At 65.3% G+C, this 26,871-nt stretch carries 29 protein-coding genes; 10 read left to right on the forward strand and 19 right to left on the reverse strand.

The features are described 5' to 3' along the window. Positions 1-30 precede the first annotated feature (30 nt). From ACZY0Q_RS03445 to ACZY0Q_RS03480, 8 genes are all read right to left on the reverse strand, one after another. The gene (locus tag ACZY0Q_RS03445) at positions 31-834 is read right to left on the reverse strand and encodes a thioesterase family protein (protein ID WP_463916238.1); all 804 of its coding nucleotides are present in this window, start codon (positions 832-834) and stop codon (positions 31-33) included. Between the two features lie 31 nt (positions 835-865). Beyond that, complete coding sequence (locus tag ACZY0Q_RS03450) at positions 866-1,378, reverse strand: DedA family protein (protein WP_463914714.1); 513 nt, start codon at positions 1,376-1,378, stop codon at positions 866-868. Between the two features lie 4 nt (positions 1,379-1,382). After that, positions 1,383-2,051 (reverse strand): biliverdin-producing heme oxygenase, encoded by a 669-nt coding sequence (locus ACZY0Q_RS03455; RefSeq protein WP_463914717.1) that lies wholly within the window; start codon positions 2,049-2,051, stop codon positions 1,383-1,385. A gap of 144 nt (positions 2,052-2,195) precedes the next feature. Beyond that, complete coding sequence (locus tag ACZY0Q_RS03460) at positions 2,196-2,732, reverse strand: NUDIX domain-containing protein (RefSeq protein ID WP_463914720.1); 537 nt, start codon at positions 2,730-2,732, stop codon at positions 2,196-2,198. A gap of 53 nt (positions 2,733-2,785) precedes the next feature. Further along, positions 2,786-2,986, reverse strand: a complete 201-nt coding sequence (locus ACZY0Q_RS03465; protein ID WP_463914722.1) for a DUF1918 domain-containing protein — start codon at positions 2,984-2,986, stop codon at positions 2,786-2,788. A gap of 157 nt (positions 2,987-3,143) precedes the next feature. Continuing rightward, positions 3,144-3,584 carry a DUF1810 domain-containing protein gene (locus ACZY0Q_RS03470; RefSeq protein ID WP_463914725.1) on the reverse strand — a complete coding sequence of 147 codons (441 nt, stop codon included), beginning with the start codon at positions 3,582-3,584 and terminating at the stop codon, positions 3,144-3,146. Positions 3,585-3,599: 15 nt separating this feature from the next. Beyond that, entirely contained in the window at positions 3,600-4,127 is a 528-nt protein-coding gene (locus tag ACZY0Q_RS03475) for a DNA alkylation repair protein (RefSeq protein ID WP_463914728.1), read from the reverse strand. Positions 4,128-4,135: 8 nt separating this feature from the next. Next, complete coding sequence (locus ACZY0Q_RS03480) at positions 4,136-4,498, reverse strand: TraR/DksA family transcriptional regulator (protein ID WP_463914730.1); 363 nt, start codon at positions 4,496-4,498, stop codon at positions 4,136-4,138. 140 nt (positions 4,499-4,638) lie between these two features. Between ACZY0Q_RS03480 and ACZY0Q_RS03485 the strand changes: the two genes are divergently transcribed. Then, the gene (locus ACZY0Q_RS03485) at positions 4,639-5,019 is read left to right on the forward strand and encodes a cupin domain-containing protein (RefSeq protein WP_463914733.1); all 381 of its coding nucleotides are present in this window, start codon (positions 4,639-4,641) and stop codon (positions 5,017-5,019) included. A gap of 23 nt (positions 5,020-5,042) precedes the next feature. Here the strand turns inward: ACZY0Q_RS03485 and ACZY0Q_RS03490 are convergent, their stop codons facing one another. Together ACZY0Q_RS03490 and ACZY0Q_RS03495 are read right to left on the reverse strand one after the other, a co-directional pair. Continuing rightward, positions 5,043-6,335 (reverse strand): aggregation-promoting factor C-terminal-like domain-containing protein, encoded by a 1,293-nt coding sequence (locus tag ACZY0Q_RS03490; RefSeq protein WP_463914736.1) that lies wholly within the window; start codon positions 6,333-6,335, stop codon positions 5,043-5,045. Between the two features lie 88 nt (positions 6,336-6,423). Then, positions 6,424-7,458 (reverse strand): NAD(P)/FAD-dependent oxidoreductase, encoded by a 1,035-nt coding sequence (locus ACZY0Q_RS03495; protein WP_463914739.1) that lies wholly within the window; start codon positions 7,456-7,458, stop codon positions 6,424-6,426. Between the two features lie 122 nt (positions 7,459-7,580). Here ACZY0Q_RS03495 and ACZY0Q_RS03500 point away from each other — a divergent pair, with 122 nt between their 5' ends. Continuing rightward, positions 7,581-8,165: a helix-turn-helix domain-containing protein gene (locus ACZY0Q_RS03500; RefSeq protein WP_463914742.1), complete on the forward strand. Its 585-nt coding sequence runs from the start codon at positions 7,581-7,583 to the stop codon at positions 8,163-8,165. 118 nt (positions 8,166-8,283) lie between these two features. Here the strand turns inward: ACZY0Q_RS03500 and ACZY0Q_RS03505 are convergent, their stop codons facing one another. Together ACZY0Q_RS03505 and ribA are read right to left on the reverse strand one after the other, a co-directional pair. Next, the gene (locus tag ACZY0Q_RS03505) at positions 8,284-9,762 is read right to left on the reverse strand and encodes a protein adenylyltransferase SelO (protein ID WP_463914745.1); all 1,479 of its coding nucleotides are present in this window, start codon (positions 9,760-9,762) and stop codon (positions 8,284-8,286) included. Positions 9,763-9,850: 88 nt separating this feature from the next. Next, positions 9,851-11,749 (reverse strand): GTP cyclohydrolase II RibA, encoded by a 1,899-nt coding sequence (ribA, locus tag ACZY0Q_RS03510; protein ID WP_463914748.1) that lies wholly within the window; start codon positions 11,747-11,749, stop codon positions 9,851-9,853. Positions 11,750-11,877: 128 nt separating this feature from the next. Between ribA and ACZY0Q_RS03515 the strand changes: the two genes are divergently transcribed. Together ACZY0Q_RS03515 and ACZY0Q_RS03520 are read left to right on the forward strand one after the other, a co-directional pair. Continuing rightward, positions 11,878-12,384 (forward strand): MarR family winged helix-turn-helix transcriptional regulator, encoded by a 507-nt coding sequence (locus ACZY0Q_RS03515; RefSeq protein WP_463914751.1) that lies wholly within the window; start codon positions 11,878-11,880, stop codon positions 12,382-12,384. Positions 12,385-12,447: 63 nt separating this feature from the next. Further along, on the forward strand, positions 12,448-13,512 hold the full coding sequence (locus tag ACZY0Q_RS03520) for an FAD-dependent oxidoreductase (protein ID WP_463914754.1): 1,065 nt from the start codon (positions 12,448-12,450) through the stop codon (positions 13,510-13,512). A 6-nt stretch (positions 13,513-13,518) separates the two neighbouring features. Here ACZY0Q_RS03520 and ACZY0Q_RS03525 read toward each other — a convergent pair whose 3' ends face one another. Beyond that, entirely contained in the window at positions 13,519-14,253 is a 735-nt protein-coding gene (locus ACZY0Q_RS03525; protein WP_463914757.1) for an NUDIX hydrolase, read from the reverse strand. 105 nt (positions 14,254-14,358) lie between these two features. Between ACZY0Q_RS03525 and ACZY0Q_RS03530 the strand changes: the two genes are divergently transcribed. From ACZY0Q_RS03530 to ppk2, 4 genes are all read left to right on the forward strand, one after another. Next, positions 14,359-15,381 carry an SPFH domain-containing protein gene (locus tag ACZY0Q_RS03530; protein ID WP_463914759.1) on the forward strand — a complete coding sequence of 341 codons (1,023 nt, stop codon included), beginning with the start codon at positions 14,359-14,361 and terminating at the stop codon, positions 15,379-15,381. Between the two features lie 9 nt (positions 15,382-15,390). After that, the gene (locus tag ACZY0Q_RS03535; protein WP_463914762.1) at positions 15,391-16,287 is read left to right on the forward strand and encodes a diacylglycerol kinase catalytic domain-containing protein; all 897 of its coding nucleotides are present in this window, start codon (positions 15,391-15,393) and stop codon (positions 16,285-16,287) included. Positions 16,288-16,418: 131 nt separating this feature from the next. Next, entirely contained in the window at positions 16,419-17,276 is an 858-nt protein-coding gene (locus tag ACZY0Q_RS03540; protein ID WP_463914764.1) for an SDR family NAD(P)-dependent oxidoreductase, read from the forward strand. 112 nt (positions 17,277-17,388) lie between these two features. Further along, positions 17,389-18,306, forward strand: a complete 918-nt coding sequence (ppk2, locus tag ACZY0Q_RS03545; protein ID WP_463914766.1) for a polyphosphate kinase 2 — start codon at positions 17,389-17,391, stop codon at positions 18,304-18,306. Between the two features lie 47 nt (positions 18,307-18,353). On the opposite strand, the gene ACZY0Q_RS03550 is transcribed toward ppk2, so the two are convergent. From ACZY0Q_RS03550 to ACZY0Q_RS03560, 3 genes are all read right to left on the reverse strand, one after another. After that, complete coding sequence (locus tag ACZY0Q_RS03550) at positions 18,354-18,962, reverse strand: TetR/AcrR family transcriptional regulator (RefSeq protein WP_463914768.1); 609 nt, start codon at positions 18,960-18,962, stop codon at positions 18,354-18,356. Continuing rightward, the gene (locus ACZY0Q_RS03555; protein ID WP_463914770.1) at positions 18,959-20,008 is read right to left on the reverse strand and encodes a saccharopine dehydrogenase family protein; all 1,050 of its coding nucleotides are present in this window, start codon (positions 20,006-20,008) and stop codon (positions 18,959-18,961) included. The genes ACZY0Q_RS03550 and ACZY0Q_RS03555 overlap by 4 nt, the downstream gene beginning before the upstream one ends. A gap of 112 nt (positions 20,009-20,120) precedes the next feature. Beyond that, on the reverse strand, positions 20,121-20,939 hold the full coding sequence (locus ACZY0Q_RS03560) for a CPBP family glutamic-type intramembrane protease (RefSeq protein ID WP_463914772.1): 819 nt from the start codon (positions 20,937-20,939) through the stop codon (positions 20,121-20,123). A gap of 198 nt (positions 20,940-21,137) precedes the next feature. On the opposite strand from ACZY0Q_RS03560, the gene ACZY0Q_RS03565 reads away from it, so the two are divergent. Further along, positions 21,138-22,283, forward strand: coding sequence for a PDDEXK nuclease domain-containing protein (locus ACZY0Q_RS03565; protein WP_463914775.1), 1,146 nt, complete (start codon positions 21,138-21,140; stop codon positions 22,281-22,283). 380 nt (positions 22,284-22,663) lie between these two features. Here the strand turns inward: ACZY0Q_RS03565 and ACZY0Q_RS03570 are convergent, their stop codons facing one another. The 3 genes from ACZY0Q_RS03570 to ACZY0Q_RS03580 form a co-directional block, all read right to left on the reverse strand. Next, positions 22,664-23,770 carry an IS110 family RNA-guided transposase gene (locus ACZY0Q_RS03570; RefSeq protein ID WP_463914777.1) on the reverse strand — a complete coding sequence of 369 codons (1,107 nt, stop codon included), beginning with the start codon at positions 23,768-23,770 and terminating at the stop codon, positions 22,664-22,666. Between the two features lie 318 nt (positions 23,771-24,088). Beyond that, positions 24,089-24,826: a VOC family protein gene (locus ACZY0Q_RS03575; RefSeq protein WP_463914780.1), complete on the reverse strand. Its 738-nt coding sequence runs from the start codon at positions 24,824-24,826 to the stop codon at positions 24,089-24,091. 206 nt (positions 24,827-25,032) lie between these two features. Further along, entirely contained in the window at positions 25,033-25,446 is a 414-nt protein-coding gene (locus tag ACZY0Q_RS03580) for a hypothetical protein (RefSeq protein WP_463914783.1), read from the reverse strand. A gap of 263 nt (positions 25,447-25,709) precedes the next feature. On the opposite strand from ACZY0Q_RS03580, the gene ACZY0Q_RS03585 reads away from it, so the two are divergent. Continuing rightward, a complete protein-coding gene (locus ACZY0Q_RS03585; RefSeq protein ID WP_463914786.1) occupies positions 25,710-26,513 on the forward strand; it encodes a CAP domain-containing protein in 804 nt (267 codons plus the stop codon). Positions 26,514-26,871 lie beyond the last annotated feature (358 nt).

Consider the following 26,871-nt stretch of genomic DNA (forward strand, 5'->3'; position numbering starts at 1 on the left):
TAGTCACGGAAATCGGGTAGCCAAGGCCCATCACGTTCTGCGAAGCGTCAGGATCTGTTCGGCGCGGCCGAAGGGCCCCTGGAGATCGTGCAGGACGGTGGACGTGAGGCCAATCCCGTCGGTTCCGAAAGAGACGGCGTTGTCCAGGCCCAGCCATTCGCCTTCGGGCCTGCGGTACATGTGGATCTGCAGGTCCAGGTTGGGGAAGGCGTAGCTGTCTTTGCCCGGGGGGACCCTGGCTGCGATCCCGTTGGCTGTGTCGACGAGGCCCACCAGGCGGGCCAGGTCGCCGCTGTCCTCTTTATCCGTCAAAGGGTGCTGGGTGCGGAGCCAGACGATGCCCGCTCCGGGCCGGTGGCCTTCTGCCACGCGCATCTCCAAGGACCGGATGTAGCCGCCAGGCCAGATGGCAGGGCCGTCGAGCGGTTTGCATTCATCCGGCGAGGGAATAGCGGTGTCCTCAATGGCGGCAACCACGGCTGTGTCACTGGTGATCATCCGCCACGCGGTGGCACGGATGGCCACGCGGCCGTCGGCAACCAGTTCGGCCTGCAGGAGCTCGATGGTCCGGCCGGGGCGCAGGGTGGTGGTTTCGATGTGGAAGCCGCCACCGGGGATCAGGCCCAGGATCTCGTAGCTCAGCCGGGCCATTCGCATGTCGTCGCGGGGTTCGTGGCGCTCCAGGCTGTCCGCCATCAGGCCGGAGGCCGGCGCCATGTGCTGTTCGTGCACGTTCCAGGCCCCTTGGGCGTGGATGGTGGAGCGGAATCGGCCACCGCCCAGCGCATGGTAGTAGAAATCGCCATCGGCCAGTTCCGGGAGTGCTCCAGTCAACATTGACCCTTTCGCTTTGTCCTTGTGGGGCTCAGCCCACCCTATCGGCATTGCCTGCCGCTGCCTGCTCGGCAGCGCTCCCCCGCGACCTGCGCCGCCGTCGTACCAGCAGCCACGCCATAAGTCCGGCCGCCGCGGCGGCCAGCAGGACGATCCCCCATGGGGAGCCGGCCGCCAACGCCAGCCACGCTTCGACGGCGGCGAGCCCGATGGTGGCGTAGATCAGTGCCCAGAGGATGGAACCGGCGACGGCGGCAGGAAGGTAGCGCCGCAACGGCATCTTCGCAGCACCCGCGGCCAGGTTGACGGCCGTCTGCAGGCCGATGGTCAGGAACGACAGCGTCACGGCGAACGGACCCCAGCGGCGGACGAGTTGTTTCGCCTGGCTGGCGCGCCGGCCGTTCCAGGACGACGCGAACCGCGTGTGCTCCACGCCTGCGGCGGCTCCCCGGCCGATCCAGTACGTCGCGTTGACGCGCAGCATCACAATGGCGAAGAGGCTGGCCGCCGCCACGCCGAAGGGCAGATCCAGGAACTGGTCCATGGTCTCAGGCCGCAGGCTGCGGACGGGCACCGACGGCGGAGTGCAGGTCCCCGAAGATGTCGCCGTTGAGCCGGAAGGCGTGGGCGGCGTGGGCCAGCACCGCCCCGGTCCGGTCCGCGTCCAGCTCCAGGGCGTCCAGCCGGAGCCGGTAGCCGTCCTTGTACTGCTTCATTTTTCCGATGCCGGGAAAGAGGTAGAAGTTCAGGCCATCGTCCGGGATCCCGTAGTGCCGCTGGACCAGGCGGTGGATGATCTGGCCACCGGACAGATCACCCAGCAGCCGGACGTAGTGGTTGGCGAGCATGAACTCGGCGCTGTGGTGTTCGCGGATCAGGCTGGCGTAGGCGGTGGTGGCTGGGACGGTGACAATCCGGCCGTCCGCCAGCCTGTCCATCCAGCCGGGACCGTAGTGGAACTCCATGTCCGCCTCGAGGGCAGCCGTCCGTTCCAAAGCGGGGTCCAGGAACCCTGCCAGCAGCGGATCAGCACCGTACTCGGACCGTGCCACCGACTCCATGGCGCCGTACACCGTGTACAGCTGGGCGGTGAGGGACGCAACAGCGTCCGCACCCAGCCGGCCCTCGAGCAGGTCGCCCATAAACGGGGACGACTCGGCCGCCTCGTGGGCCGCACTGGTGGACTGTTTGAGCAACACGGAGAGCGGGGCGGTCATGTTCTTCCTCACGCGCAGCAGGGATCGGAACACCATTATGACGCACCCGACTTAGGTAAGACTAACCTAATATAATGACGGCCTGTCGGCAAAATTCGATGAGCCGGAAGCACGCGGGTTCTCCGGCGCAGAGCCGCTTGCGCCCTACTGCCCCCGCTGGGCGGAAAGCTCCAGCATGCGCGTCCGCAGGTCCGGCCACGAGCTTGCGAACCCGGGATGGAGCTCCTTCAGGTCCACCTCACCTACCGGGACCCACTGGAGTTCGAGGCTTTCCGGATCTCTGATCACTGGGTCAAAAGGCGCGGTCACCAGCACCACCACGGTGGTGTAGGACCAGTAGTCAAAGTCCAGCACAGACGTGAAGAGGACCCGCACATCCGCGGCCGGCACGGCAGCTTCCTCGTGCGCCTCGCGGAGGGCCCCGGTAACGGCGTCTTCGCCCTCGTGCAGGGCTCCGCCGGGCAGCCCCCAGGTGCCTCCGTTGTGGCTCCACAGCGCGCGGTGCTGCAGGAGAACGCCCTTGCCAGGGTCATGGGCCAGGACGCCGGCGGCACCGAACCGGCCCCAGAACTTGCCGCGGCCTCCTTCAACCCAAGCGTCACCGGGGTCCCGCGGACCGGTCCGGACCGGCGGAAACGTGAGGTTCGCATCAGGGGACGTGGCAGCCAAGGAGTGATCCATTCCACCAGTCTGACAGGTGCCCTATGGTGCTGACGCGCACCACCCGCGGCGCGTCAGCCCGGCTGTCCCCCGTGACCGCGTTCGACGGCGAAATCACCGCCGGGGTACATAACTGTTTCATGTCCGTCGTCGAACCGGACCAGGTATGGCGGATGGCCTTCCTGACCGCGGACTTCCACGATCACCCCGTGCCGGTCCGAAGATCCGACGGTTCTCCCCCGGACGATGATCCTGTCGCCCTGCATTGCCTCCATGGCAATCACCTCCAAGGCCCAGAGTACGACTCAACAGCGGTCGGTAACAGGGGCCAGGGCGGGAACGGCCAAGGCCGCGGTCCGGGGTTGGCCGCCACTGCGCGGAGCGCCTGAAAGAACTCCCTCCCCTATGAGCCGCAACCAGGCCGCCGATCAGTCAGTCCCTGTCAGAGGCGAGCAGCGAGTCGGTTGCCGGGTCAGGCTTGCCGTCGAAGAACTGGGCGAGCACGGTCTTGAAGATGGTCTCCCCTGGCGCGGCGCGAAGGAACAGCGTCATGGAGGAGTGCAGTTTGCTGGCGTCGATGCCGCCCAAAATGTCGACGGCTGCACGGCCGGCATGCGTGGCGATAGCAGCGCTGCACTCCAGCAACCGCGGTCCAAGGACGTCGTGCTTCAGGTACGCCTGGGCTTCTGCCAGCGAGTTGATGGCGTACCTGACAGACGTCGGGCTGCTGCCGAGCCCGGCCAACTGGGGGAAGACGAACCACATCCAGTGGCTGGTTTTTCTCCCGAGCTGCAGCTCGGCCAGCGCCTGGCCATAGGTGCCGCCGCTGTCCTGGGCTTCCACGAACCGCTCGAGGTTGTAAGGGTCGTTCATGTCCATCTCCTTCTTTCATGCCGTCCGTGCGGTGATTTCGGCAGTCAGGCTGGCAGCGCGGCGGACCCATTCGTCAGGATCCTGGTGCCAGCGGGTGATGACGACGTCGGCGCGTTGGCGGTCGCTTCTGCGCAGACCCTGCAGCAACGGAACCACAACATCGGCAGTCAGAGGGTCCACCAGCTCACGGGTCTGCGCGGTTCTGATGAAGCCCTCCAGCCGGGTCAGGTCAGAGTGGCGGAGGAGGGAAACCCGGGACTGCAGCAACACAACGGCCGCGAGCCGCCGCTCATAGATCGGCAGCCTGCCGGGACCGGGCCGGCCCCAGAGGAGCGACGCCAACGAGGTCACTTCGTCATGGCCAAGGTCCTTGAACTTCGTGCCTGCGTCGCGGACAGTGCCGCGGACGGCTCCCACCGACGATCCATAGGACCCCAGCGCCCCGCCCACCCGGGACTCCACGTCTTCGGCCCGGTACCAGGCGCCCTCGTTCTGCAGGGTGGTGTCGATGAAACCGGCAGCCTCCTGCACGCGCCCGTTCACGGCCGCCGCTACCGTCCCTGCCGGCCGGCCGCAGCGTGGACTATGCAAAACGGCGTCGACGGCCGGGCTTCGAGCCGTCCCTCCGTGATGGGATCCCCGCACACGGCGCATGTCCCGTAGGTGCCGGCCGCTATCCGCGCCAGCGCTGCCTCCACCTGCTCAAGTCCAGAGCTGCTCTGCTGCAGGAGCACCGATGCTTGCGACAGCTCGAACGCAATGGTGGCGCCTTCGGGATCATGTTCGTCGTCCACGTTGGAATCCTGGCGGGCGGCCTTGGCCGAGGAGATATCCGCGCTGAGGGCGGGGAGGAGTGCGAGTTTCCGGGCGCGCTCTTCCTCCAGCAGGACCCGGAACCGGTCAAAATCGGGCATGGGAAAAGCCTAGTGCTTCAGGGTCTCGACAAGCGCCGCCGGCCGGAGGATGCTGGCAATCGTAAGCGCCTCAGATGCCGTCTGGCGGCCAGGGACAGACAGCTGATGGACACAAACTCCACAAAGAAAGTCTGCGTGCCATGCCTACAAACATCGTCACCGAGCTGGCAGTCAAGTCCCACAACACGCCGGATGAGAAGCGCCGCCCGGACAAGACCGAAGTCGATGTGGTCAACCTGGGTGACTTCGCGGTTGGCCGGATGACGTTCAGTCCCGGCTGGCGCTGGTCGGACTGCATCAAGCCGGTAGTCCAGACCGAGTCCTGCCAGAACAACCACGTGGGATACTGCGTTTCCGGTGCCCTCAGCGTCGAGACCACCGATGGCAACCGGATTAACATCAGCGCCGGCGATTCCTACACCATTCCACCCGGGCACGACGCCTGGGTGGATGGCGATGATGCCTTCGTCGGCATTGAATTCCTTAGCGCCGCGGAATTCGCCAAAGCCCCGGGGACGTGACCCGGCTGCTGTCTCCCGGAGGGTCAGTACCAGTTGTTGGCCACGGAATGGTTCCACGCACCGCACGGTGACCCGTAGCGGTCTGCAATGTAGGACAGTCCCCAATTGACCTGGGTCCGGTAACTGGTGAGCCAGTCGCTGCCGGCCGTCCCGTATTTACTGGCCGGGAGCGCTTGGGCGATGCCGTAGGCGCCCGAGTAAGGATTGGTGGCAGTGGTCAGCCAGTTGGACTCCTTGGTCCACAGTGATGCCAGGCACTGGAACTGGTCCTGGCCCCACCCGAAGGCTCCCAGCTGCCCGGCCGCATAGCCCTTGGCACCGGCTGGATCGTTCACAGCGCCGCCGGGCACGGAAGGCACGACGACGACGGGCGGTGGGACCGGCGTCGGGCTCGGGACAGGGGCGGGGGCTGGCACTCCCGGGACGGCAGGCGGGGCCGGCACCGGTTTCTGCGCAGCGGCAAGGGCAGCTGCCTTGGCAGCCGCCTCCGCCTGTTGGCGTGCCAGTTCCTGCGCTGCGGCACGCTTGGCGGCCTGCGCCGTTTCGTACGCGGCCAGGGCCACCTGGCCTTGCCGGAACTCACCCTCCACCGCAGCGGTGGTGCCCTTGAGTGATGCCAGCTGCGCGGTCAGTTCCTGGCCGTGTTCCTGCTGCTCCGCGATCTGCCGGGACATGGCCTGCTGGGCTGACTGGGCGGCGTCGAGTTTGGATTTGGCCTCCCCGGACAGGCGCTCGCGTTCGGTCCTGGCTGCCTGCTCCTGATCGGTCAGGGCGCGGGAAATGCGTTCTGCGGCTGCGGATTTATTCACCAGGGCAGCGGTCTTGTCACTGACGATCTGGACGATGTTCAGCCCTTGGATGCTGTTGTTCTGCACGGCATCGAGGGCAACGAAGAAACCCATGTTGGTGCCACCGGTCTTATACGACTGGGCCGCCAGGGCACCGATTTCCTTTTTGTACTGTCCGAGTTCGGCTGTGGCGCGTGCGGTCTGGGCGGCCAGCGCGTCCACGGTGGAGGTGGCGGCCTGAAGCGCCGCTTCGGCCAACGCGTACTCCGCGGCGGACGTTACGGCCGCATTGCCCAGTGCCTCCGCTTCGGTCTGGAGCCCGCCCAGCAGCGTGTTGATCCTGGTGACTTCTGCCGCCTTGCCGGCCTCACTTTGCTTGGCGTTCTGCACGTCCTGCCACGAGGGGTAGCCGCCCGGCGGCGCGTCGTCGGCGGCATGTGACGGAAGCAGCGCAGCCGACCCCACCAGGGCAACCGCCAGGATGCCAGCGAGGGCGGGCAGCCGCATTCTTTGAACAATCCGGGACATAGTTGGTGAGCTTACCGGGCATATCCGGATTACGGGGGTTGACCTGCGACATCGTTACCGTCTCAGTACTGCTCCTGGTACGCCGTGATCAAGGGGCAGGTAAGCACTCACCATCAAGGCCATGGCGCCGGTGACCCGCCACCAGCTCGGCGACCGCCGCTTCCGAGGCGGCCGAGAAGGGGCCGAAGTGCCCTTCAACCGCCCATCGGGTTTCCTCGTCGATAAGGTCGGCGTTGATCCTGGCGCCGGCCATTACACCCTCGGCCGCCGCGGTGATCACCTGGGCCATCAGGTTGGAGACGTTGCCCGCCGCATACACGCCGGGGACGGCCGTGGCACCCATGGCGTCGGTCTCGATAAAGCGCCCGGCCCCCGACGGGTGCACCTGGGAATCCAGCCCGAGTGATTCCAGCAGCACGGATCTGGCTTCCATCCGGGTTCCGACAGCCAAAGCCTGCAGGTCGAATGAGCGGCCCTGGCGGAGCGTGATCCCCGTAAGGACACCATCCACAGCGCCAACAGAAGCCACAGCGCCCTCAACGACCCTTACGGACCGGGCCGCGAGCTTTTCCCACTCGTCGTCGGTGGGTTCCACGGTGTCGTTGAGGAAGAGGGTGATGTCAGGGGACCACTGCCTGAACAACAGTGCCTGGTGGACGGACAGCGGGCCTGTGCCCAGCACTCCAATCCGTTGCCCACGGATTTCCCAGCCGTGGCAGTAGGGGCAGTGAACCACGCCCTTTCCCCACTGCTCCCGGAGCCCGTCGATGGCAGGCAGCTCATCCGTCAGGCCGGTGGTGACAAGGAGGCGCCTGCCGGCGAACCGGCGGCCATCCCCGAGCATCACCTCGAATCCGTCGGGGGTCCTCCGCGCCGCAACGGCTTCCCCGTCAATGACTGTTCCGCCGTAGGAGTGCACTTCGCTGCGTCCGACGGAGAGGAGTTCCCCGGGGCTCGTACCATCCCTCGAAAGATAACCGTGCACCCCGGCCGCCGGTGCGTTCCGTGGAGTTCCGGCATCGATGACCAGTACCGAGCGCAACGCCCTGCCCAGCGTCGTGGCCGCGCTGAGTCCCGCCGCACCGCCGCCAACAATCACAACGTCATACCGTGTTCTGTCCATGCTGTTTTGCCCTTCGTCGCTTCCTGAAAAGTTCGCCGCCAGAGACCCCGTGCGGTTACACCAGCTTCCATCGCCTCGAATAATATTGGCAAGACTTGTTGCCGGTATGGCAAACTCGAGGAATGGCAAACGAACTTGATGACGTTCTCGGGGCGGTGGGCCCCCGGCTCCGGGCGCTCCGTACAGAACGGAACCTCACCCTTGGCGACGTGTCCTCCGCCTCCGGCGTGTCGGTCAGCACCCTGTCCCGCCTGGAATCCGGCCAACGCAGGCCAAACCTCGAAATCCTGCTGCCTCTCGCGAGGTTGTACGGTGTTCCCCTCGATGATCTGGTGGGCGCGCCGCCCACCGGGGATCCAAGAATCCACCTGCGGCCCATCACCCATGCCGGCATGACGGCTGTTCCTCTGACGCGCCGCCCAGGCGGATTGCAGGCCTTCAAAATGGTCCTCGCCGGTGATGCCCGCGGGGCGGAGCCTGAGCCGCGCGTTCACGAAGGCTATGAATGGCTCTACATCCTCAGCGGACGGCTGCGTCTGGTGCTGGGCGACAAGGACTTTGAACTCCGCCCAGGGGAAGCCGCAGAATTCGACACCCACACACCGCACTGGTTCGCCAGCGCCGACGGCAAACCCGTGGAGTTCATCAGCCTGTTTGGACAGCAGGGCGAGCGGATGCACGTACGGGCACGTCCCAAGCCCGCATAACCGAAGTCCACGCCGTCAGCTGGCTCGCCGGAGCGTCCCGCGTCGAGTGATCCGACCTGCCCGACGGCGGCGGGCGGCACCCAGCCGCGCACCGCCGTCGTCCATCCCTTGCGTTCCCTTAGGTCCCGCAGTAGGTCCGGTAGCTCCCGAAGTCTTCAGGGGCGGGGCCGGCGTAGCGTTCCAGGCCGGGGCGCTGTGTGTACGGTTCAGCCACGACGGCCATCAGGCGGTTGAAGGGATCCAGGTCGCCTGCAATGGCAGCGTCGAGAGCCTCTTCAACGAGGTGATTCCTGGGGATATAGACGGGGTTGACGCGGTCCATCAGGTCCGCATCCGGCGCCAGCGCCAGCCATCGAGCCGCCCAAGCGTCGAAGGCCTCGGGGTCCACAAACATGGCCCGGGCAGTTTCGGTGGTACCGCGTTCCGGGGTGCCGCGGGCCGCCAAGCCGAGGCCCCGGAAGAAGGAGGTGTAATCCACCTGGCCCTCCTGGAGCAGGCCCAGGAGGCTGTCCACGAGCGGCGACGCGACGTCGTCGGGCGTGTCCGCCCGCAACCCAAGCTTGGACTTCATGCCGGCTGACCAGGCCGCGCTGTACAGTGCGCGGAAGGCACCGAGGGACTCCACGGCGAGCGCCACGGCCTGGTCCTGGTCTTCATGGAGCAGGGGCAGGAGTGCTTCGGCGAGCCGGGTGAGGTTCCATTCGGCGATGAGCGGCTGGTTGCCGTAGGCGTAGCGTCCGTCCGCGTCGATGGAGCTGTAGACCGCGCCGGGATTGAAGACGTCCATAAATGCACACGGACCGTAGTCGATGGTCTCGCCGGAGATGGTCATGTTGTCGGTGTTCATCACGCCGTGGACGAAGCCCACCAGCATCCATCGCGCCACCAGGGACGCCTGGGCGGCTATGACCGCATCGAAGAACGCGAGATAGGGCTTGTCGGCGAGCGCTGCGTCCGGGTAGTGGCGGCTGATGGCATGATCGGCCAGGCGGCGGAGGAGGTCCGTGTCGCCGTTGACGCGGGCAAACTGGAAGCTGCCGACACGCAGGTGGCTGCTCGCCACCCGGGTAAGCACCGCCCCGGGCAGTATCGTTTCGCGGCGGACGGGCCGGCCCGTGGCCACCACGGCGAGGGACCTTGTGGTGGGGATGCCCATGGCGTGCATGGCTTCGCTGACGATGTACTCGCGCAGCATGGGACCGACGACGGCGAGACCGTCACCTGCGCGGGCGAACGGTGTCCGGCCTGAGCCTTTGAGGTGGACGTCCCGGAGCTGCCCGTGGATGTCCGTGACCTCACCCAGCAGGAGGGCGCGACCGTCGCCGAGCTGGGGTGAGTAGCCGCCGAACTGGTGCCCGGCGTAGGCCTGGGCCACCGGAGTGGCACCGTCAGGGACCCGGTTGCCGATCAGCAGCAGCGTCCCCTCATCCGACCGCAGCGAGGACGGGTCCAGGCCCAGCTCGCTGGCCAACGGTTCGTTCAGGACCAGCAGCTGCGGGTCAGGTGCTTCCTCTGCCTGCCAGGGGACTGCCAACTCCCCGAGTTCCCGGGCGAAACGTCCGTCGAAGGTGAGCGTTGATGTGATTGCGGTGCTCATCCTTCAAGACTACCCGCGGCGGGCCCGGCCATCCTGCGGCAGACCAGGGCCGAAGCCGGCCGCCCTGCCAGGGTCCCGCACCCCCTGGCTAGAACTGCTCCGCCGGAATGGAAAACCCCAGGTCCAGGAGCCCGCGGCCTGCCTGTTCCAGGATCGGATCCATAGTCAGCGAGGCGTGGTTGAGCAGGACATTGACATCGCGCTGGATCCGCTGGAGCGGGTGCGTCAGCCGGTGCACACTCCCGCCGGAGCCCGTCAGGATGAGGCGGACAGCCTCGGCCGACGCCGCGCCACTGAAACCGAGGGAAAGCCGGTACTGCGCCCGTTCCTCATCGGTGAAAGCGACGGGCCGCCGGTCGTAGGAAGCGGCCACCACCCGGACAGCTTCCTGCCAGTGCAGCCGCGCAGTGGCCACCTGCCCGTAGGCCTGGGAGAACCGGGCCTGCGCGAGCGGTGAATCCGCCTGCCGGGCCTGCGTTGTCTGCTTGACCTTGCGCACCGTCATCAGGTCCTGGAACACGTCAAGGGCGTGCTCAGCGGCCCCCAAAGCGGCGGCCGGGGCAACCATGTTCAGGAACGTGGCCATGGGGATCTGGATGTTCGGATCCGCGTGGATGCGGCTGCCGGGATTGTCCGCGGCGGCCAGGAGGTTCCACGCGAGGGCGCGGTGCGCCGGGACAAAGAGGTTTTCCGCCCGGAGGTCGTTGCTGCCCGTCCCCCGCAGGCCGGCCGTGTGCCACACATCCAGCAGTTCAAGATCGGACACCGGGACCAGGCACTGCAGGCGGATGTCACCATGCTGCACGACCAGCAGCGCCCACTCCGAATGCATAACACCGGAGGCGAAGCTCCAGCGGCCGGAGATGGTGAAGCCGCCCGGAACCTTCTCTGCCCTACCGGGAGGGGCGCCGGTGGCGGCAGCCAGGGGCGCCGGCCCGTTGGCGAAGACTTCGTCCTGGGCTTCCTGCGGCCAGCGGGCCAGCATCCAGACATGTTCCACCAGGTGCCCGGCGCTCCAGGCCGTGGAGACACATCCCTGGGCGAGGCGGCGGACCACCTCCACGTAGGTTTCCAGCCCCATGCCGAACCCGCCCACAGCCTTCGGTGCGAGCATCTGGAAGACGCCTGCGGCCTTAAGTTCTGCCATGCTGGCTTCCGGGATACGGCGGAGCTCCTCGGCTTCGGCGGCGCGCTCCCGCAGGCGTGGAATGAGGGCATCCACCCGGGCCAGCAGCTCGCCATGGGAAGGAATGACCACGGCCGGAAGGATCTCCGCTTTCTGGAACTCCACGGGCTGGACTTCAGCAGGCGGGACTTCCGCAGGCAGCTCGATGGTGTGCCCCGTGTGGGTGCGCTTCGCGGCCAGGTAGCGGTGATTGGCCGCCGAGAGGTGCACCCCGGTGGGGACCTGCTCCGACACGTCAACGCCAAGGGCCGTCAGCTGCGCTACTTTGTCCGGGTTATTGGTGAGGAGGCGGATCCGGCCGGCGCCAAGCGCGCCGAGCATCTGGGCAGCAGCACTGTAGTCCCGCTCGTCCTCGCCGCGGCCCAGGGCCACGTTGGCTTCGTAGGTATCCAGGCCAGTGTCCTGCAGGGCATACGCGTCGAGCTTGGAGTACAGGCCAATGCCGCGCCCCTCCTGCCGGAGGTACAGCAGGAAGCCCCCGACGGCGGCAATCTCCTCGACTGCCTCGCGCAGCTGGGGCCCGCAGTCGCAGCGCTCGCTGCCGAACACATCGCCCGTCAGGCACTCGCTGTGCAGCCGGACCAGGGGCGATATACCGTCCGGGCCCTGGTCCAGCAGTGTCTGTTCCCATGCGCCGAGGGCAAGCAGCAGATGCTCCTTACCGTCGGCCAGTCCATGGAACGTCATGATCTCGGCGGTGGCCGCGAAGCCATCAGGGAAGCGCAGCGGTACGGTGACTTGGCTGCGCACGGCGGCCGGTTGTTCGAATGGCCGCGCGACGGTCTCGGACATGACGGTCATCTGGGCTCCTCAGGAAGTCTGGAAGTACTTGAATATTGAAGTAAACAGTACTGGTCATTAGTTCACGATGCAAGTGATTTGCCGGACACAAAACTTCATTCATGAAGTAAATGCCGTAGACTCGCCCTATGGAAAATCCCGTGGAGCCGCGCTGGCTGAGCCCCGATGAACGCGACGTGTGGCTGACCCTCGTGGGCCTGATGATGAAGCTCCCCGCCGCCCTGGACTCCCAACTACAGCAGGACGCCGGGATAAGCCACTTTGAGTACATGGTCCTGGCCGGCCTGTCTGAAGCTCCGGAACGGACCCGCCGGATGAGTGATCTGGCCGGCTTTACCGAGTCCGGGCTCCCCCGCCTGTCCCAGGTGGTCAGCCGGCTGGAAAAGCGAGGCTGGGTTCACCGCTCCACGGATCCTTCCGACGGACGCATCACATTGGCCACCCTCACCGGGGAGGGCTGGACGAAGATCACCCAAACCGCCCCCGGGCATGTGGAAGCCGTGCGTGCACTCGTGTTCGATCCCCTCACGAAGGCACAGTCACGCCAGCTGGGGAGCATCGGCAAACGCATCATGGGCGTCATTGACCCGGAGGACCGCTGCCTGCGTGAAAGCGCCCCGCTCAGAGAAACGTGATGCCCCGAAGAGCCACGCGAACGCCAGGAATGACCGGCCGGGCGGAGTCTGTACCCTTGAGTCGTGGGACTTTCAGCGGTAATCATCGGCGCGGGAATCGGCGGCCTGAGCACGGCACAGGCCTTGCAGCGTCACGGCTGGTCAGTGACGGTGTTGGAGCAGGCCGCGGCTCTGCCGACGTCGGGCACCATGCTGGGTATGTGGCCGGCCGCGATCAATGCCCTCGACGAAATTGGTATCGACGCCTCCCGCCGAACCGATGGTTGGGCGCACATTGCCGCCGGCGCAGGAACCCGGCTCTGGACGCCGTCCGGGCGGGCGTTGCTGACAGCCCCCGGCGGCGCCGACCTGAACCTGGTCTCACGGCCCGCATTGCTCGCCGCACTTGCCCGGGACATCGGCGTCAGCTTCAACACGCAGATCGTCGACCCGGACCAGATGGACGATGCCGCGCTGGTGGTCGGAGCAGACGGCACGTTCAGCCGCACCCGGCAGCGGATGTTCGGTGACCGATTCCGCGCCCGTTCCCTTGGAGCCGTCGCATGGCGGGGCACCGTCAAAGGCGCCGTAGCCGAATACGGCGAGACCTGGGCCCCCGGGGCCTTGTTCGGCATCACGCCGGCAGGGCCTGCTGCGACCAACTGGTATGCCTGCATCCGCGCCGATCACACGTTTGACGGACCGCACCTGCCCCACATATTGGACCATTTCGGATCCTGGCACCCCGGCGTGCGGGAGCTGATCGGCAGGATCGACGAAAGCGCCATCCTGCATCATGGGCTCTTCGAGGCACCGAAGGTGCCGTCGTTTGTCACCGGGAACACGGCGCTGGTGGGCGACGCCGCCCACGCAATGGCGCCCTTCCTTGGACGTGGCGCCTGCGAGGCCATCGTTGACGGGGCCACACTGGGGCGGTCCGTGGCTCAGGCCTCCAGTGTCGAGGCGGCTCTGGCCTTGTTCAATAAGGAACGCCGGGCGCGAAGCCAGCGGCTGGTGCTCGCCTCCCGACTGATGGGTCAATTCGCCATGACGGATACGGGCTCAGGTATCCGCAACGCCGCGGTCGGTATCGTCGGCCGGCTGGTGAAGCCCAGGCCGCGGCAGGGTCCCACGCTCCCCCGCCCCTAGGATGCGTCAGCCACGAGGGCGCATAAGCGGTGGATTGAGCACGGCATGCGTTGGCTGGCCTGCTGTGGGACGGGCCGTTTCGGCGAGCCTGAAGAGAGCCGCGGGGCGGCCGGCTTCGCCCGCAGTCATCCCTCCCGTGCTCTCCAGAAATCCAGGAGTTCCGGTGGCCTTCCGGTGGAAGTTCCTGGGATCGAGGCGGGTGCCCCAGACGGCCTCGTAAACGGCCCGGAGCTGGGCGACGGTAAATTCCTGACCACAGAATGCCGCCGCCAGCGGTGAGTATTCGAGCTTTGATTTCGCCCGCTCCAAGGCATCGGTGAGGATCCGATCATGGTCGAAGGCGAGCAGCAGTTCACCTGCCAGGACTTCGCTGACCGGATACCAGCCGGCATGATCGGCGTCGCTCCCGGCGGACAGCACCGGGAAGTTGGGAGCAAGCAGTAAGTGAGCCACGGTGAGCACGTCACCGCGGGGATCGCGCCCCTTCGGGCCATAGCTCCCCAGCTGCTCCAAATAGCCGGGGACATGCTCGACGCCGGCCTCCTCACCGAGTTCCCGCGCCGCGGCGGTGACCAGGTCCTCACCGGCAAGCACAAAACCGCCCGGCAGGGCCAGTGCGCCGCGGAAGGGCTCAAGAAGCCGGGTGATGAGCAGGACATTCAGGGTGTCGTCAGCCACGGTGAGGGCGACGACGTCGACCGTAACAGGGAATCGCGCGGGCTCCGGGAGGGATTCAGGCATGTCCCTATCTTAGGAACTTATCGTCACCTTGACAATAAGTTCCGGCGCGGCCTAGGGTTTGATTATCGTCAAAGTGACGACAAGAAAACCGTTGAGGAGAATCCCATGGCCAGCATCAAGAACTACCCCTGGATCAGCCACTTCCTGGGCAGCCCCACCGGCTACGTCGTCCACCTCCAGAAGGGCTCGGTCCGCCACGAAGGAGTGGGCCAGGCGTTCTGGTACCGTCCAGCAGTCTCCGTGCTCAGTGAGGTTCCCGTTGATGACCAGGAACTGCCCACTCTCTTTCACGCCATCACGCGTGACCACCAGGACGTAAGCATCCAGGCAAACGTCACTTACCGCTTCATCGACCCAGTTGCGGTCTCCAGCCGCCTCGACTTCGGTCTCCAACCGGCTGGCGCAGGTCCCGCGACCGGCAGGGACCAGGTGGCCACCATCATCGGCCAGCTGTGCCAAAGCCACGCCATTGACCAGATCGCCACCACCACGCTGGCCGAAGCCCTGGAGCGCGCCGTCAGCCAGCTCCGCACGGTCCTTACCGACGCGCTGCGCTCGGACGCCCGGCTCCTGTCCACCGGCATCGAGATCCTTGGCGTGCAGGTCCTGGCCGTCCGGCCGGAGTCGGACGTCGAAAGAGCCCTCCAGACGCCGGTCCGCGAACAGCTCCAGGCCGAAGCAGACCGCGCCGTCTACGAACGCCGGGCCGTCGCCGTCGAACGTGAACGGACCATTTCCGAGAACGAAATGGCGAGCCAGATCGAACTGGCCACCCGCCGCGAACACCTGGTGGCCCAGGAAGGCGCCAACGCGCGGCGCGCGGCCGAGGAAAAGGCGGCCGCGGGACTGATCGACGCACACGCATCAGCGGAACGCCAGGGCATCAGCGCCGACGCCGAAGCGAACCAGATCCGGCTGCTGGGAGAGGCCGCTGCGGCACGCGAGGCCGCCACCATGGAGGTCTACCAGGACGTGGAACAGGCCACGCTTCTGGGCTTGGCCCTCCGCGAGGCAGCCGGCTCGCTGCCGAACATCGGGAACCTCACCATCACCCCGGACCTGCTGAGCGGGGCCCTCGCCGGGCTGATCCGGGAACCTGCCGGCACCACCGGCAACGCCGGGAAGTAGGATCCCGGCATGGCAAATCCCCGCTTGGTCATCGTCCACCGACGGACCGAGCTCCAGGAACTGCTGGACCGGCACGCCACCCGCGGCCAGGCCGAATTCTTCCTCCGAACGCGGGGGCGCAACATCCAGGAGGTCCAGGAGCGCCACGACAGGATCACCGCCGCCCTGGAAACGGTCCGGGCCGCAGTTCCTGCCGAGTGGCGCCACGCCGAGGTGGAGCGCACCGACCTCAGTCGTTTCCTTCTGACCCCAGAGGACATCGTGGCCGTTGTGGGCCAGGACGGGCTGGTGGCCAACGCGGCCAAGTACCTCACCGGCCAGCCGGTCATCGGGATCGATCCGGAGCCGGGAGCAAATCCCGGCGTCCTGGTCCGGCACACGCCCAATGAGGCAGCAAAGCTGCTCCAGACAGCTGCCATGGCCGGGCCCGATCAGCTGAAACGCGAGGAGCTGGCCACGGTGACAGCATGCCTCGACGACGGGCAGGAAATCTCGGGGCTTAACGAAATCTTCATCGGGCATACGTCGCACCAGTCAGCCCGGTACCAGCTCACCACCCCGGACACCCGGTCCGAACGGCAGTCCTCGTCCGGGCTGATCGTCTCCACCGGCACAGGCGCCACGGGCTGGTGCGCATCCATCGCCCTCGAGCGTGGAGGGCGTGCCCTGCCGGCACCGGCGGACCCCCGGCTCGCCTGGTTCGTCCGCGAGGCTTGGCCCTCCCCCACCACCGGAGCCTCCCTGACGGAGGGAGTGCTGGAGGCGGACGATTCACTCCGGATCACCGTGGCATCCGACCAGCTGGTGGTGTTCGGCGACGGCATGGAATCAGATCGTCTGACCGCATCCTGGGGCCAGGAAATCACGGTGCGGTTGGGCGAAAGGCCGTTGCGGCTGGTGGTGTAAGCACCGTGTCTGGTCAATCCGGCCCGTGTGTGTTGTGATCTTCACTAGTTGAGGAATAGCGCCGAAAAACCCCGGCTCCACGGCGGCCTCATCGTTTACGACACGATGGCAACGCGGCAGGAGGCAAGGCGATGGCATCCATGGACGGAACCGTGGCACTGGTGACGGGCGCGGCCGGAGGCTTGGGAAGCGCTGTCGCCTCCGGCCTTGCACGCGAAGGTGCCGTGGTGGTCGTGGTGGGGCGCTCAACAACGCGGGCGAACGAGGCGATGGCGGGTATCCGACGGCTTGTTCCGGGCGCCAAACTCGAGCCGTTGGTTTGTGACCTGTCAGACCAGTCCTCGATCCATGCCGCGGCCGCTGAATTCCAGTCCCGCCATGACAGGCTCGACGTGCTGGTCAATGCGGCGGGCGTGTTCCGCAAGGAGCGTCAGGTAACCCCCGATGGGCTCGAACTGACGTTCGCCACGAACGTCATGGCCTACTTCCTGCTGACGAACCTGCTGCTGGACGCGCTCACGCACCATGCAGCCACTCCACGCAGCAATACCCGTATCGTCAACATTGCGTCCCGATATGGCAATGCCAGGCTGAACTTCGACGACCTCCAGACCGCAAACGGCAAGTACAGCTATTTTCGCTCGACGCCGCCGACAATGCTGGCCCGGGTTCTGCTCACGCAGGAGTACGCTGAACGCCTTCGTGGCTCAGGCGTGGTCGCCAATGCCGTCCATCCGGGACTGGTCAAGAACACTTCGCTCCTGAACGATGTTGGAGGGCCTTTCCGCTGGATTACGAACACGTTCGGAGCATCGGCAGATAAGGCGGCGGATACCCCGCTATGGCTCGCCACGTCACGCGAAACAGCGGGGGTCTCCGGAAGGTTTTGGGCCAAGCGCAAGGAGCTCCCGACGCCCGGAATGGGATCGGACCCCGATGCCCGGAAGCGCTTGTGGGACGCGTGCGCGCGCTTGGCCGGGATGCCGTGACGGAGCGCCTGTTGGTGTGGCTGGACATGGCAGGGCTGGAAATTGTCTGCGTCCAAACCCTCTCAGCGGGTTGTTAACCGTCCATTCATCCCCGGGACGTAGCCTCGGCGTCGTGAACGTACTCGATCTGTCCCGCCATGGCTTTACTGTGCTCGATACTGACGACGACGATCCCGTCCTCGTCTCTCCCGACGGCACTCCGGTTGACACGTGGCGCGAGGGTTATCCCTATGCCGAGAGAATGACCCGGGATCAGTACGAAATGGAGAAGCGGCTGCTGCAGATCGAGCTGCTCAAACTCCAAAAATGGATCAAATCCACCGGCCGCCGCCTTGTCATGGTCTTCGAGGGCCGGGACGCGGCCGGCAAAGGCGGAACCATCAAGCGCTTCACCGAACACCTCAATCCGCGCGGAGCGCACGTTGTGGCACTGGAAAAGCCCAGCGATCGTGAACAGTCCCAGTGGTATTTCCAGCGCTACGTTGCCCACCTGCCCGCCGCAGGCGAAATCACCATGTACGACCGCTCCTGGTACAACCGCTCCGGCGTCGAACGCGTGATGGGATTCTGCACGGACGATCAATACCACAGCTTCCTCAGCCAAGCCCCTGCCTTCGAACAGGTCCTCACCAACGATGGCATCGACGTCGTGAAGTTCTGGTTCTCCGTGTCCCGCACCGAACAGCTGACGCGGTTCGCGATCCGCCAAGTGGACCCCGTCCGGCAATGGAAGCTCTCCCCCATGGACCTGGCATCACTGGACAAGTGGGACTCCTACACCGCGGCCAAGGAGTCCATGTTCCTGGCAACGGATACGGACTGGGCGCCCTGGACGGTGGTCAAGAGCAACGACAAGAAGCGGGCCAGGGTGGAAGCAATGCGCCACGTCCTGCACATGTTCGACTACGAGGACAAGGACACCGACCTCGTTGATGAACCTGACAGCCTCATCGTCGGCTCCGCCTCGCGCATTTTCGAGGACGGCGAGAATACCCAGGGCTTCTCGCAGCTGCGCGGGAACGCTGTCTGAGATTGTGGGCCGAGGTCAACCGTCTGTCTTCGGACCTCGGATCGATTTCAGAAGCCGTGGACCAGCCACTGTGCTGCGCGGATCAGCTCGGCATCAGAGCCCTCTGGACGGAGGCCACCGATGACCGAACGCGTCACGGCCGCCCCTTCAAAGAGACTAACGACGGCGCTGGCGACTGCGTTGCGCTGTAGTTCCCCGAGCTCCGGCCTGGCGCGTTCCACAAGATCAGCCACGTGCCCGGCATACTGGGCATAGAAGTCCCTGACCACCGCGGCAATCTGCTCGTCTGCCGCGGCAATGGCCCAGACCTCAACGTGCATACCAACCCCGGCTGGATCCGAGTGTTCCGCCAGGAGTGAGGCAAACAACCGCTCCGAGTGCTGCCGCGTCAGCCGGTCGTCTGCGCCCGGCCCGCCTCCGACGCCGATCCCGGACATTTCCTTGAGCCGTTGAAGCGAGCGCTTGAGCGAGCGATCAAGAACGGCCTGGATCAGGTCTGCCCTGGTCGGAAAATAGTGCTGCAGGTGACCCACCCGGACCCCCGCCGCGGCGGCAAAATCCCTCATCGCGGAGCCGGCGTTGCCCTTGGCGACCAGTACTTCCTCAGCGGCATCAAGGATGGCCGCCTGTCTGAGGGCGCCCTTGGTTCCGGTCATGATCTCAATATTGTCACACCGTGCAGCTCCAGTTCGGCGAGCATTTCTGCCAGGCGAAGGGTACTCTCCGGGAAGCTGACGCCAGGCCGTGAGTCCTGATGCAGCACATTGCGCAGCCCGAGGAACCCACCTAGGGCGGTGAGATGGGCTTGACCGAGGGGGTCTGAAATCAGGGCGGTTCGGGTACCTTTGCGGCCCTGCACATCGACGCGGACATGAGCGATGCCGCCCCTGCCCGGCGAGTACAGGAGTGAGCGCCTGACGGACGTCCAACGCCTCCCTCGACCCCAGCGGAAGAGCCCCACCGCCTTCGCCGCCAGGAGGGCCGACGTCGACGCGTTGGAACTGAAGCCGATGCGGGTGGCGGCTGTCCCGGCGCCGAGAGTCATGGGGAAAGTGAACTGTTCGGGAGTGTCCAGCCGTGCAACTTTCGTACGGTGGCCGGCAATATCCACCGAGCGGGTGTCGCTCAACGGGCTGACGATCACGGGCTTGCCATCTTTCCGGACCTCGAAGTCGTGCCCCAGCCGGTCGATGAAGTCCACGGAGTCCGCGCCGGCCCGGTCATTGGTGTCGTAGCGGATGGCAACGTCGACCTGTTGTGCACCGCCAGCATCTTCCGCCAAGGTTGCTGTCACGAGGCTGATGACCCCGCCCATCCATCCGGAGGACAGAAGTACCGGCGCAGTCGGACCGAGCAGCGTTGCCTGCGTGGCAGCCTTGGTGAGGCGGCTCGTCCAGCGGGTGATGTCCACATAGGGAATTCCTGCGCTAACGGCGCCGCGCAGAACCCGGTCATCGGGGTCGTTGACAACGCTGATGACGGCCCGCGCCTGGGCGGCGAAAGGGGCAGGGTCGTCGAGGTCCCACTTCCGCACATTCACGTTGTGCGCTTCCGCCAGAGCGGCTCCGCCCGCAGGATTCCTGCCGGTCAGGACAAGGGGCCACAGAGGGGCGGCGAGCCCGGTAAGGGCTGTTCCAACAGTGCCGTATCCGCCCACGATCAGGACGGGACCGGCAGGTTGGTGTTCAAGTAAATCGTTCATAAAGCAAAGTCTAGGTCATATGACCTAAATTTCTAATCGAGGCGTATTGGGAGCCTCCTCGGGCGGGAAGGATCTACTCCGCCCGTGAGTGTCTGACCCAGGGCGACAGGGCTCAGTACAAGAAGATCGGCAGCCAGTCGCGGTTGTGCGCGTGTACCAGCGCGAGGAACAGCACGAAGTCGAAGACCAGGTGCACCGTCACCACATACGTGAACGACTTTGTCAGCTTGAACGTGTAGCCCTGCAGCAGCGCGAACGGGAACGTGAGAAGCGGCCCCCAGGCCATGTAGCCGATCTCCCACAGGAACGATGAGAAGACCACGGCCTGCAGGATGTTGGCGAGCCAGTCCGGGAAGTGCCGCCGCAGCAGCGTGAAGGTGGTGCAGATGAAGAACAGCTCATCCCAAATTCCAACCGCATTCACACCGAAGAACAGCCGCCAGAAGATGGTGGGGTCCGACGCGTCCGGCCAGTTCTGATACACCTCCGTACGGATCAGGTATACCGGCAGGACCAGGTAACCGAGTGCCACAACGGCGATCAGGTACAGCTTGGCGCGCAACGGCCATTTGTGGCCCGTGTTCACCGGAAACTTGATGATCTTCTCGCGGTAGACGAAACGGGACACGAGCCATGGCACCAGAACGGCCAATGCCAGGGCACCACCCATCTGGGCGATGTGGGCGATGCTCAAATCAGCGTTCAACGGAACCAAGCTGATGATCACCATTCCCGCCGCAATGAGCGCCAGGTGCCGCAGGAGTTGGCGGTCGATCAGTGCGGCCAAAAGCAGGCTCACAGCCAGCACGCTGTAGCCGACGTATTCATTCTCGACGCCGAATAGGAACACCCCGGACGCCGAGAGCAGCACCGCAGGCATCAGCTTCCAGCTGAGTGCGGTGCGGGCTGATTCGGTCAATATCGATGTCACCCCATCAGCATGCCAGCGACGGCCGTGGCGCGAAACTATCCAGCCGAAGACGTGTACTTCTTGTAGTCGTCGCACGTGGGGCCGGAGTCGAGCATCAATTGAGCGAACGAAAAATGCCCACCCCGCTAATTCCATCATTACTGTCGGACCCCTTGGGTAGCTTCGAGGCAAGTAGATCGACTATGGAAGGGGCCACTCATGTCCACGCCAACTAACCAGAACACTCGTACGAGCAAGATGGGCCTCGGTCCCGGAACGCGAAAGCATTCTGATGGCGCGTCGTTCCCGGGGATCCCAGCAACGAGAACTATGCCGGAGTGGTATCCGGCCTTGCTTTCGTCGGTTTCCGGGCATGTCGCAGCGGGCCGCCGTCGATCGCTTGCTGCCGTGAACCAGCAACTCATCCAAACGTATTGGGCCATCGGCAGGGACATTCTCGATCGCCAGGAGTCCGAAGGATGGGGATCCAAGGTCATTGACCGCTTGTCCGCCGATCTGCGCCAGCAGTTTCCCGAAGCGAAAGGGTTTTCCCCTCGTAGCTTCAAGTACATGCGGGCGTTCGCAGCCGCCTGGTCGAAGGACGAAATTGTGCAGCAGCCTGCTGCACTATTGCCGTGGGGCCACCAGATGGTGCTGCTCGACAAGGGAGGCGATACCGAAGCCCGCCTCTGGTACGCGGCAGCCGCCGTCGAGCATGGCTGGTCCAGGAATGTCCTGGTGCACCACATTGAGTCCAAGCGCATGGAGCGCACGGGAAAGGCCGTCACGAATTTCACGGCGATATTGCCGCCCGAGGATTCCGACCTGGCGCAGCAGTCGTTCAAGGATCCTTACGTCTTCGATTTCGTCGCCATGACGGACAGGCGCAATGAACGAGAACTCGAGAACCAGCTGGTCGACCACATTCAAAAGTTCCTGCTGGAACTCGGCCAGGGATTTGCATTCGTGGGTCGGCAGGTGAAGCTGCAGATCAACGCCCAGGAGTTCTTTGCGGACCTGCTATTCTACAATTTCAAGCTTCGTTGCTTTGTGGTGATCGAGTTGAAGGCTACCGAATTCAAACCCGGGTACCTTGGCCAGCTTGGCATGTACATGGCGGCAGTGGATGACCTACTGGCCCACACCGATGACAAACCCACTATTGGTCTCCTGCTGTGCAAGTCCAAGGACAATCTCGTGGCCGAGTACGCTCTCCGCACGACGCAAATGCCCATTGGTGTCTCCGAGTGGAAAACCGAAATCGTGGAGTCGCTCCCAGAGGAATTCGCATCCACTCTGCCCAGCATCAGCGACATCGAAGCCGAGCTTTCGCAAGATTTTTCGCGGGGAGATCTACTGAATTAGCCTGAACCAGTGACGCCACCAATTCTTCGGCGACTCAAAGAAGTCACCGTTCCAAAGTAGCTGTCCTATGTTCTTGGGTAGCTGATATGTAGAAGCTGTTGTCAAGTGGCAGTGGTGAGCGGCTCCCGGCTTTGGTGTTGGGGGCCGCTTTCCGTTGGGTGCCGTCCGGGTGCCGGAGGTCATGCTGGCGAGTCTTGTGTTCGACTGCAGTGTCAGGCTGATATTCGCGGGTTGGTTACCGCATGACGATTGTTCGGCTGGGGCGTATCGCTGTCTAGCTTCGAGCGTCAACGTGTGGCCCGTTTGCTCATAGCTACGTCTCGAGTTGGCCCCGAGTGCTGCCACGTCACGTCCGCCATGCCACCCGGATGGCACGTTTGTCAGGCCGCGTGCATGCTGTCCCCTTTCTGCAGCGGAGCGGCCAGGGACCAGCACCAGCCGGCCAGTTCCCGTGCGATCGCGGTGTTGGCCGTGACGGACCGTTTTTTCCGGGCTTCAAACACTTCCCATTTGTGGTGGAGCCGGTGGTTGCCTTCCAGGGCCCGGATCCGGGTGGCCGGGGCGACCAGGTCCAGCTGCCGCACCAGGCGCAGCCCGGGCCGGGAGTATGGGCGCTGGTGCTGCCAGGCTGCCTCGATGAGGAGTTTCCGGGCGTATTTGCTGCCGGCTTTTGTGATCGGGCCCTGGTGCCGGGACGGGCCTGAGGACTGCTCGCTGGGCACCAGCCCGAGGTAGGAACCGATGGAGGATCCGGTGAAGCGGGTCCAGTCCCCGATTTCCACGGCGAGTCCGAATCCGGTCGTGGTCTGGATGCCGCGCAGGCACATCAGTGCCTCGATCACCGGGGCGTACTGGCAGTCCCTGGCGGCCGTCGCGACCCGCTGGTCGATGCGTTTTAGGTGCGCTGCGAGCAACTCGGCCTGCTCCAGATCGGCTTCGTAGGTGAACTGCAATACCGGGGAGTCAAAGTGCTGGCGGTGTAGCCAGAGCAGGTGAGGTTTTGTCCACTTTGTCAGCTCCGGGTACCGGATGCCGTGCCGGAGCAGGATCGCGTTCACGTGCTGGCGGGCATGGGCGAGGTCCTTCGCCGCCGTGGCCCGCAGCCGGGACAGGTCCCGCAGGTCTTCCTGATCCCGCGTCGGGACCCGCACCTGCGTGACCTGGCCAAGGGCCAGCATTTCAGCGAGCATGCGTGCGTCGCGTTTGTCGGTTTTGACCTTGTCACCCGGGGCGCGGAGCAGCTTCGAAGACGCCGCGACCACGCAGTCAATGCCGGCCTCGCGCAGGTACCGGGCCAAAACGTATCCCGTGGGGCCGGATTCATACACCACCTTCACCGGCGGCTCGCAGCGGCGGATCCACTCCAGCACCACCGCCGGGTCGGAGTCCATTTTCGCCTGCGCCAGCTCGCCGGTATCCGGGCTGAGCGCGCAGCCAACAACAGAAACCGCGTGAACATCGAGTCCGATGAAAGTATGCTCAAACATAGCCGGGACCTCCCAAAACTCACATGTGGCACTACCATTGCAACGCTCCACGGGCCAACAGTCCACGAGCACCGTCCATGGCAACCCACGGACCCTGTGAAACAGAAGGCCCCGGCCTTCTCTTCACGTCCCGGGACCATTCCCTGCCTGCTCGGACAATGCCAATTCCGCCGGGCCACAGGCCCCGCAGCGCCGGCCCCGGCACCACGGATACGCGTCATGTCAGGCCGGCGCTGCGCGGCCGCCCGGCGACAATGGCCGCACCGGACGGCAGGGAACTGAACGCCTCACTTCATATCGTCTAGCCGAGACTCTGCGTCAGCCCGGGGTGAGGACACAGAACTCGTTGCCTTCCGGGTCGGCGAGGCACACCCAGGACACATCGCCTTGGCCGACGTCGGCCTCGGTGGCGCCGAGGGCCCGCAGCCTGGCCACCTCTCCCGCTTGATCATCACCGGGATACGGCATCAGGTCGAGGTGGACCCGGTTCCACACGGTCTCCGGTCCGGACTTGCGGAGGAACTCCAGATACGGCCCGATACCCGCGGCCGAACGCAGCCTCGCATGATCGTCGTGCACCTCGTGCAGGGTCCAGTCCGTCGCCTCGCCCCAGAACCGGGCCATGGCCCGCGGATCCGCGCAGTTGACCACCACCGTGGCGATCGGCCCGGTGTCCCGGTAGATCGGTCGCGGCTCCAGTACACAGAACACATTCCCCTCCGGGTCGGCCAGGACCGTCCACGGCACATCACCCTGGCCCACATCCGCAGGCGTCGCACCGAGCTCCAACAGGCGCGCGACCAGCTCCGCCTTATGGGCCGCAGAGGTGGTGGCTAGATCGAGGTGCGCACGGTACTTCACTGTCTCGGGGTCCGGGACGGTGACGACATCGACGCACACGGCGCTGGGGTCCGGCCAAACGAAGCCTAGGGGTTCAACGTTGGTCACACCAGGCCCCTCGCGGGAAACACCCCAACCGAGCGCCTCCGCCCAAAAGCGGCCCAGCGCTGAGTCATCCCGTGCCTTGAAATTCATCTGAACAAGTCGCAGTGCCATACCGCCCGACCCTATACCGAAGAGCCAGTCTGTGCCGTGCGCTCGTTTTCCGCCAAGTGGGAAGCGGCGGAGTCAGGACCTGAGCATGATGGCCCAGAAGGTTGCCACGTCGCCGCCTACGTGGGCGCGGTGACCGCTGTCCGAACGGCACGCAGTGCTACCGGTGCGAACAGGATCACGAAGGCCCCCTCTATCGGCGCTCATGGTCAAGGCCTGGTGTCGGGAAGGAGCCCTCCTATGAGTCCCGCCAGGGCTGCCGGCAGGGCGATCAGACCGGTGATCTGTGGAATCAGAGACGGGGGCGTCATGATCATGGTCGCGATGCCCACCAGCACTGCCGGCGAGGCAACGCAGATCGTCACCCAGAGCGGGTTACCGCGGACCTGCGACCATATTGCTGCTGCAAGCGATATGGCAGACCCGGCGAGCATTAACAGCCTGCCAACGCGCAACCGCTCGATGAACTCCGGGACCGGCGTGTAGACGAAGAATGCCGTCCGTTCCAGGGCAATCCCTGTGACGACGATGGAGACAACGACCAAGGCCGCCCAGGGCAGTGATCTTCCCCTCCACCACGGGCGGACGACGTAGCGTTCGTTGCCGTTCTGCGAACTCGTCACAGGGCGAGCCTAGCGGGCCTCTCAGCATCACGCAGCCGCCAGTGCATTCTCCTCGCCCGCCAGGCGCCCGCCGGCCACGGGATGAAGGTGCAAGAGACTCCGGCGGCGAATGAACCAGCAGGACGCCCAGCCCCAGCTTGATACTCAGCACGGCGAGCCGCGACGGCGCCACAACACCGTGCACCTTCTGCCCTGGTCATCGGCGACGTGAACAACGTCACTCAATATGCGGTGTGGCGTATGCAGTAGGTACTGTTCTTCGGATGCTAAAAGACAAGAGACACATCGCCGCCCCCCTGATCACCCTCGTTCTGGCCGGTGGGCTGCTGACCGCCGGTACCGCTCCCGCCGGCGCCGCTTCCTGGCCTTTCGGTTGGTGGAACTGGATCACCACCAACGCCCAATCCCCGGCTCCTGCGAAGCCTTCCACAACCCCCACGGCCTCGACGCCCGCACCGGCTCCGTCAACGTCCGCTCCTGATGCTGTTCCGACGACGTCGTCTCCCGCTGCGGTTCCTGCACCGCCAGCTCCGGCTGAGGTTCCGGTGCCGGCAATGTCGGCTCCAGTTCAGGCTCCGGCTCCCGCACCGCCGGCTCCAGTTCAGGCTCCCGTTGCTCCGGCCCCCGTTCCGGCTCCCCCGGCTCCAGCTGCCAGCGGCTCGCCGTCCAACGCCGTAGCCCTGCGATCCTTCGAGCTCATCAATGAATACCGGTTGGCCAACGACCTCGCCCCTCTGCGCTACAACACTGGCCTCGAAGCCGTAGCCCAGAACTGGTCAAACACAATGATGAGTGACATAAACGCCCAAGGCAGCGCCGGCTTCCGGCACAACCCGGACGCGGCCGCCCAAATCCCGTCTGGCTGGACCCGTTCCGCGGAGAACATCGCAGTGAACGCCGACGCCGATGCGCTCTTCGCTGCGTGGAAGGCCTCCCCGGGCCATAACGCCAACATGCTCAACGCCAGCCTCACCGACTTTGGTTTCGGCTCGGCCCGGCTCTCCGCCGGTTCACCCTACGGGGCGCAGTTGGTTGCCACTCAAAACTTCGCCACCTACGGGAATTAAGCAAAGGAACGACGGCGACTGACCGCCGTCGTTCCGTGTCTCCGGGGTTGCCATCGGGCCCCGCGCCGGTGAGAGTTAGGCCGAGTCATTCGTCCCCACCCCGTCAGGGCGTAGTGCACGGGTCCGCCGTCCTCCATGACCGGGAACGGCGCTGTGTCCGGACGTGGGTTGGGCCATGACGCGCCGGCGGCCTGGGGAACCTGCACCTCGTGGGCCCGCATCATCTTCGGCGGATCACCGATGAAGCGCTCCGCGATGAAGAAGTTGGCTGATCCGATGAAGGCCCAGTTGAGCAGGCGCAGCAGTTCTTCGGTGCCGGGCGTTGGCTGGTCGGGGCCCGACCAGCCCGAGAATCAAG

It is taken from the genome of Pseudarthrobacter lactosi (genome assembly GCF_055412785.1).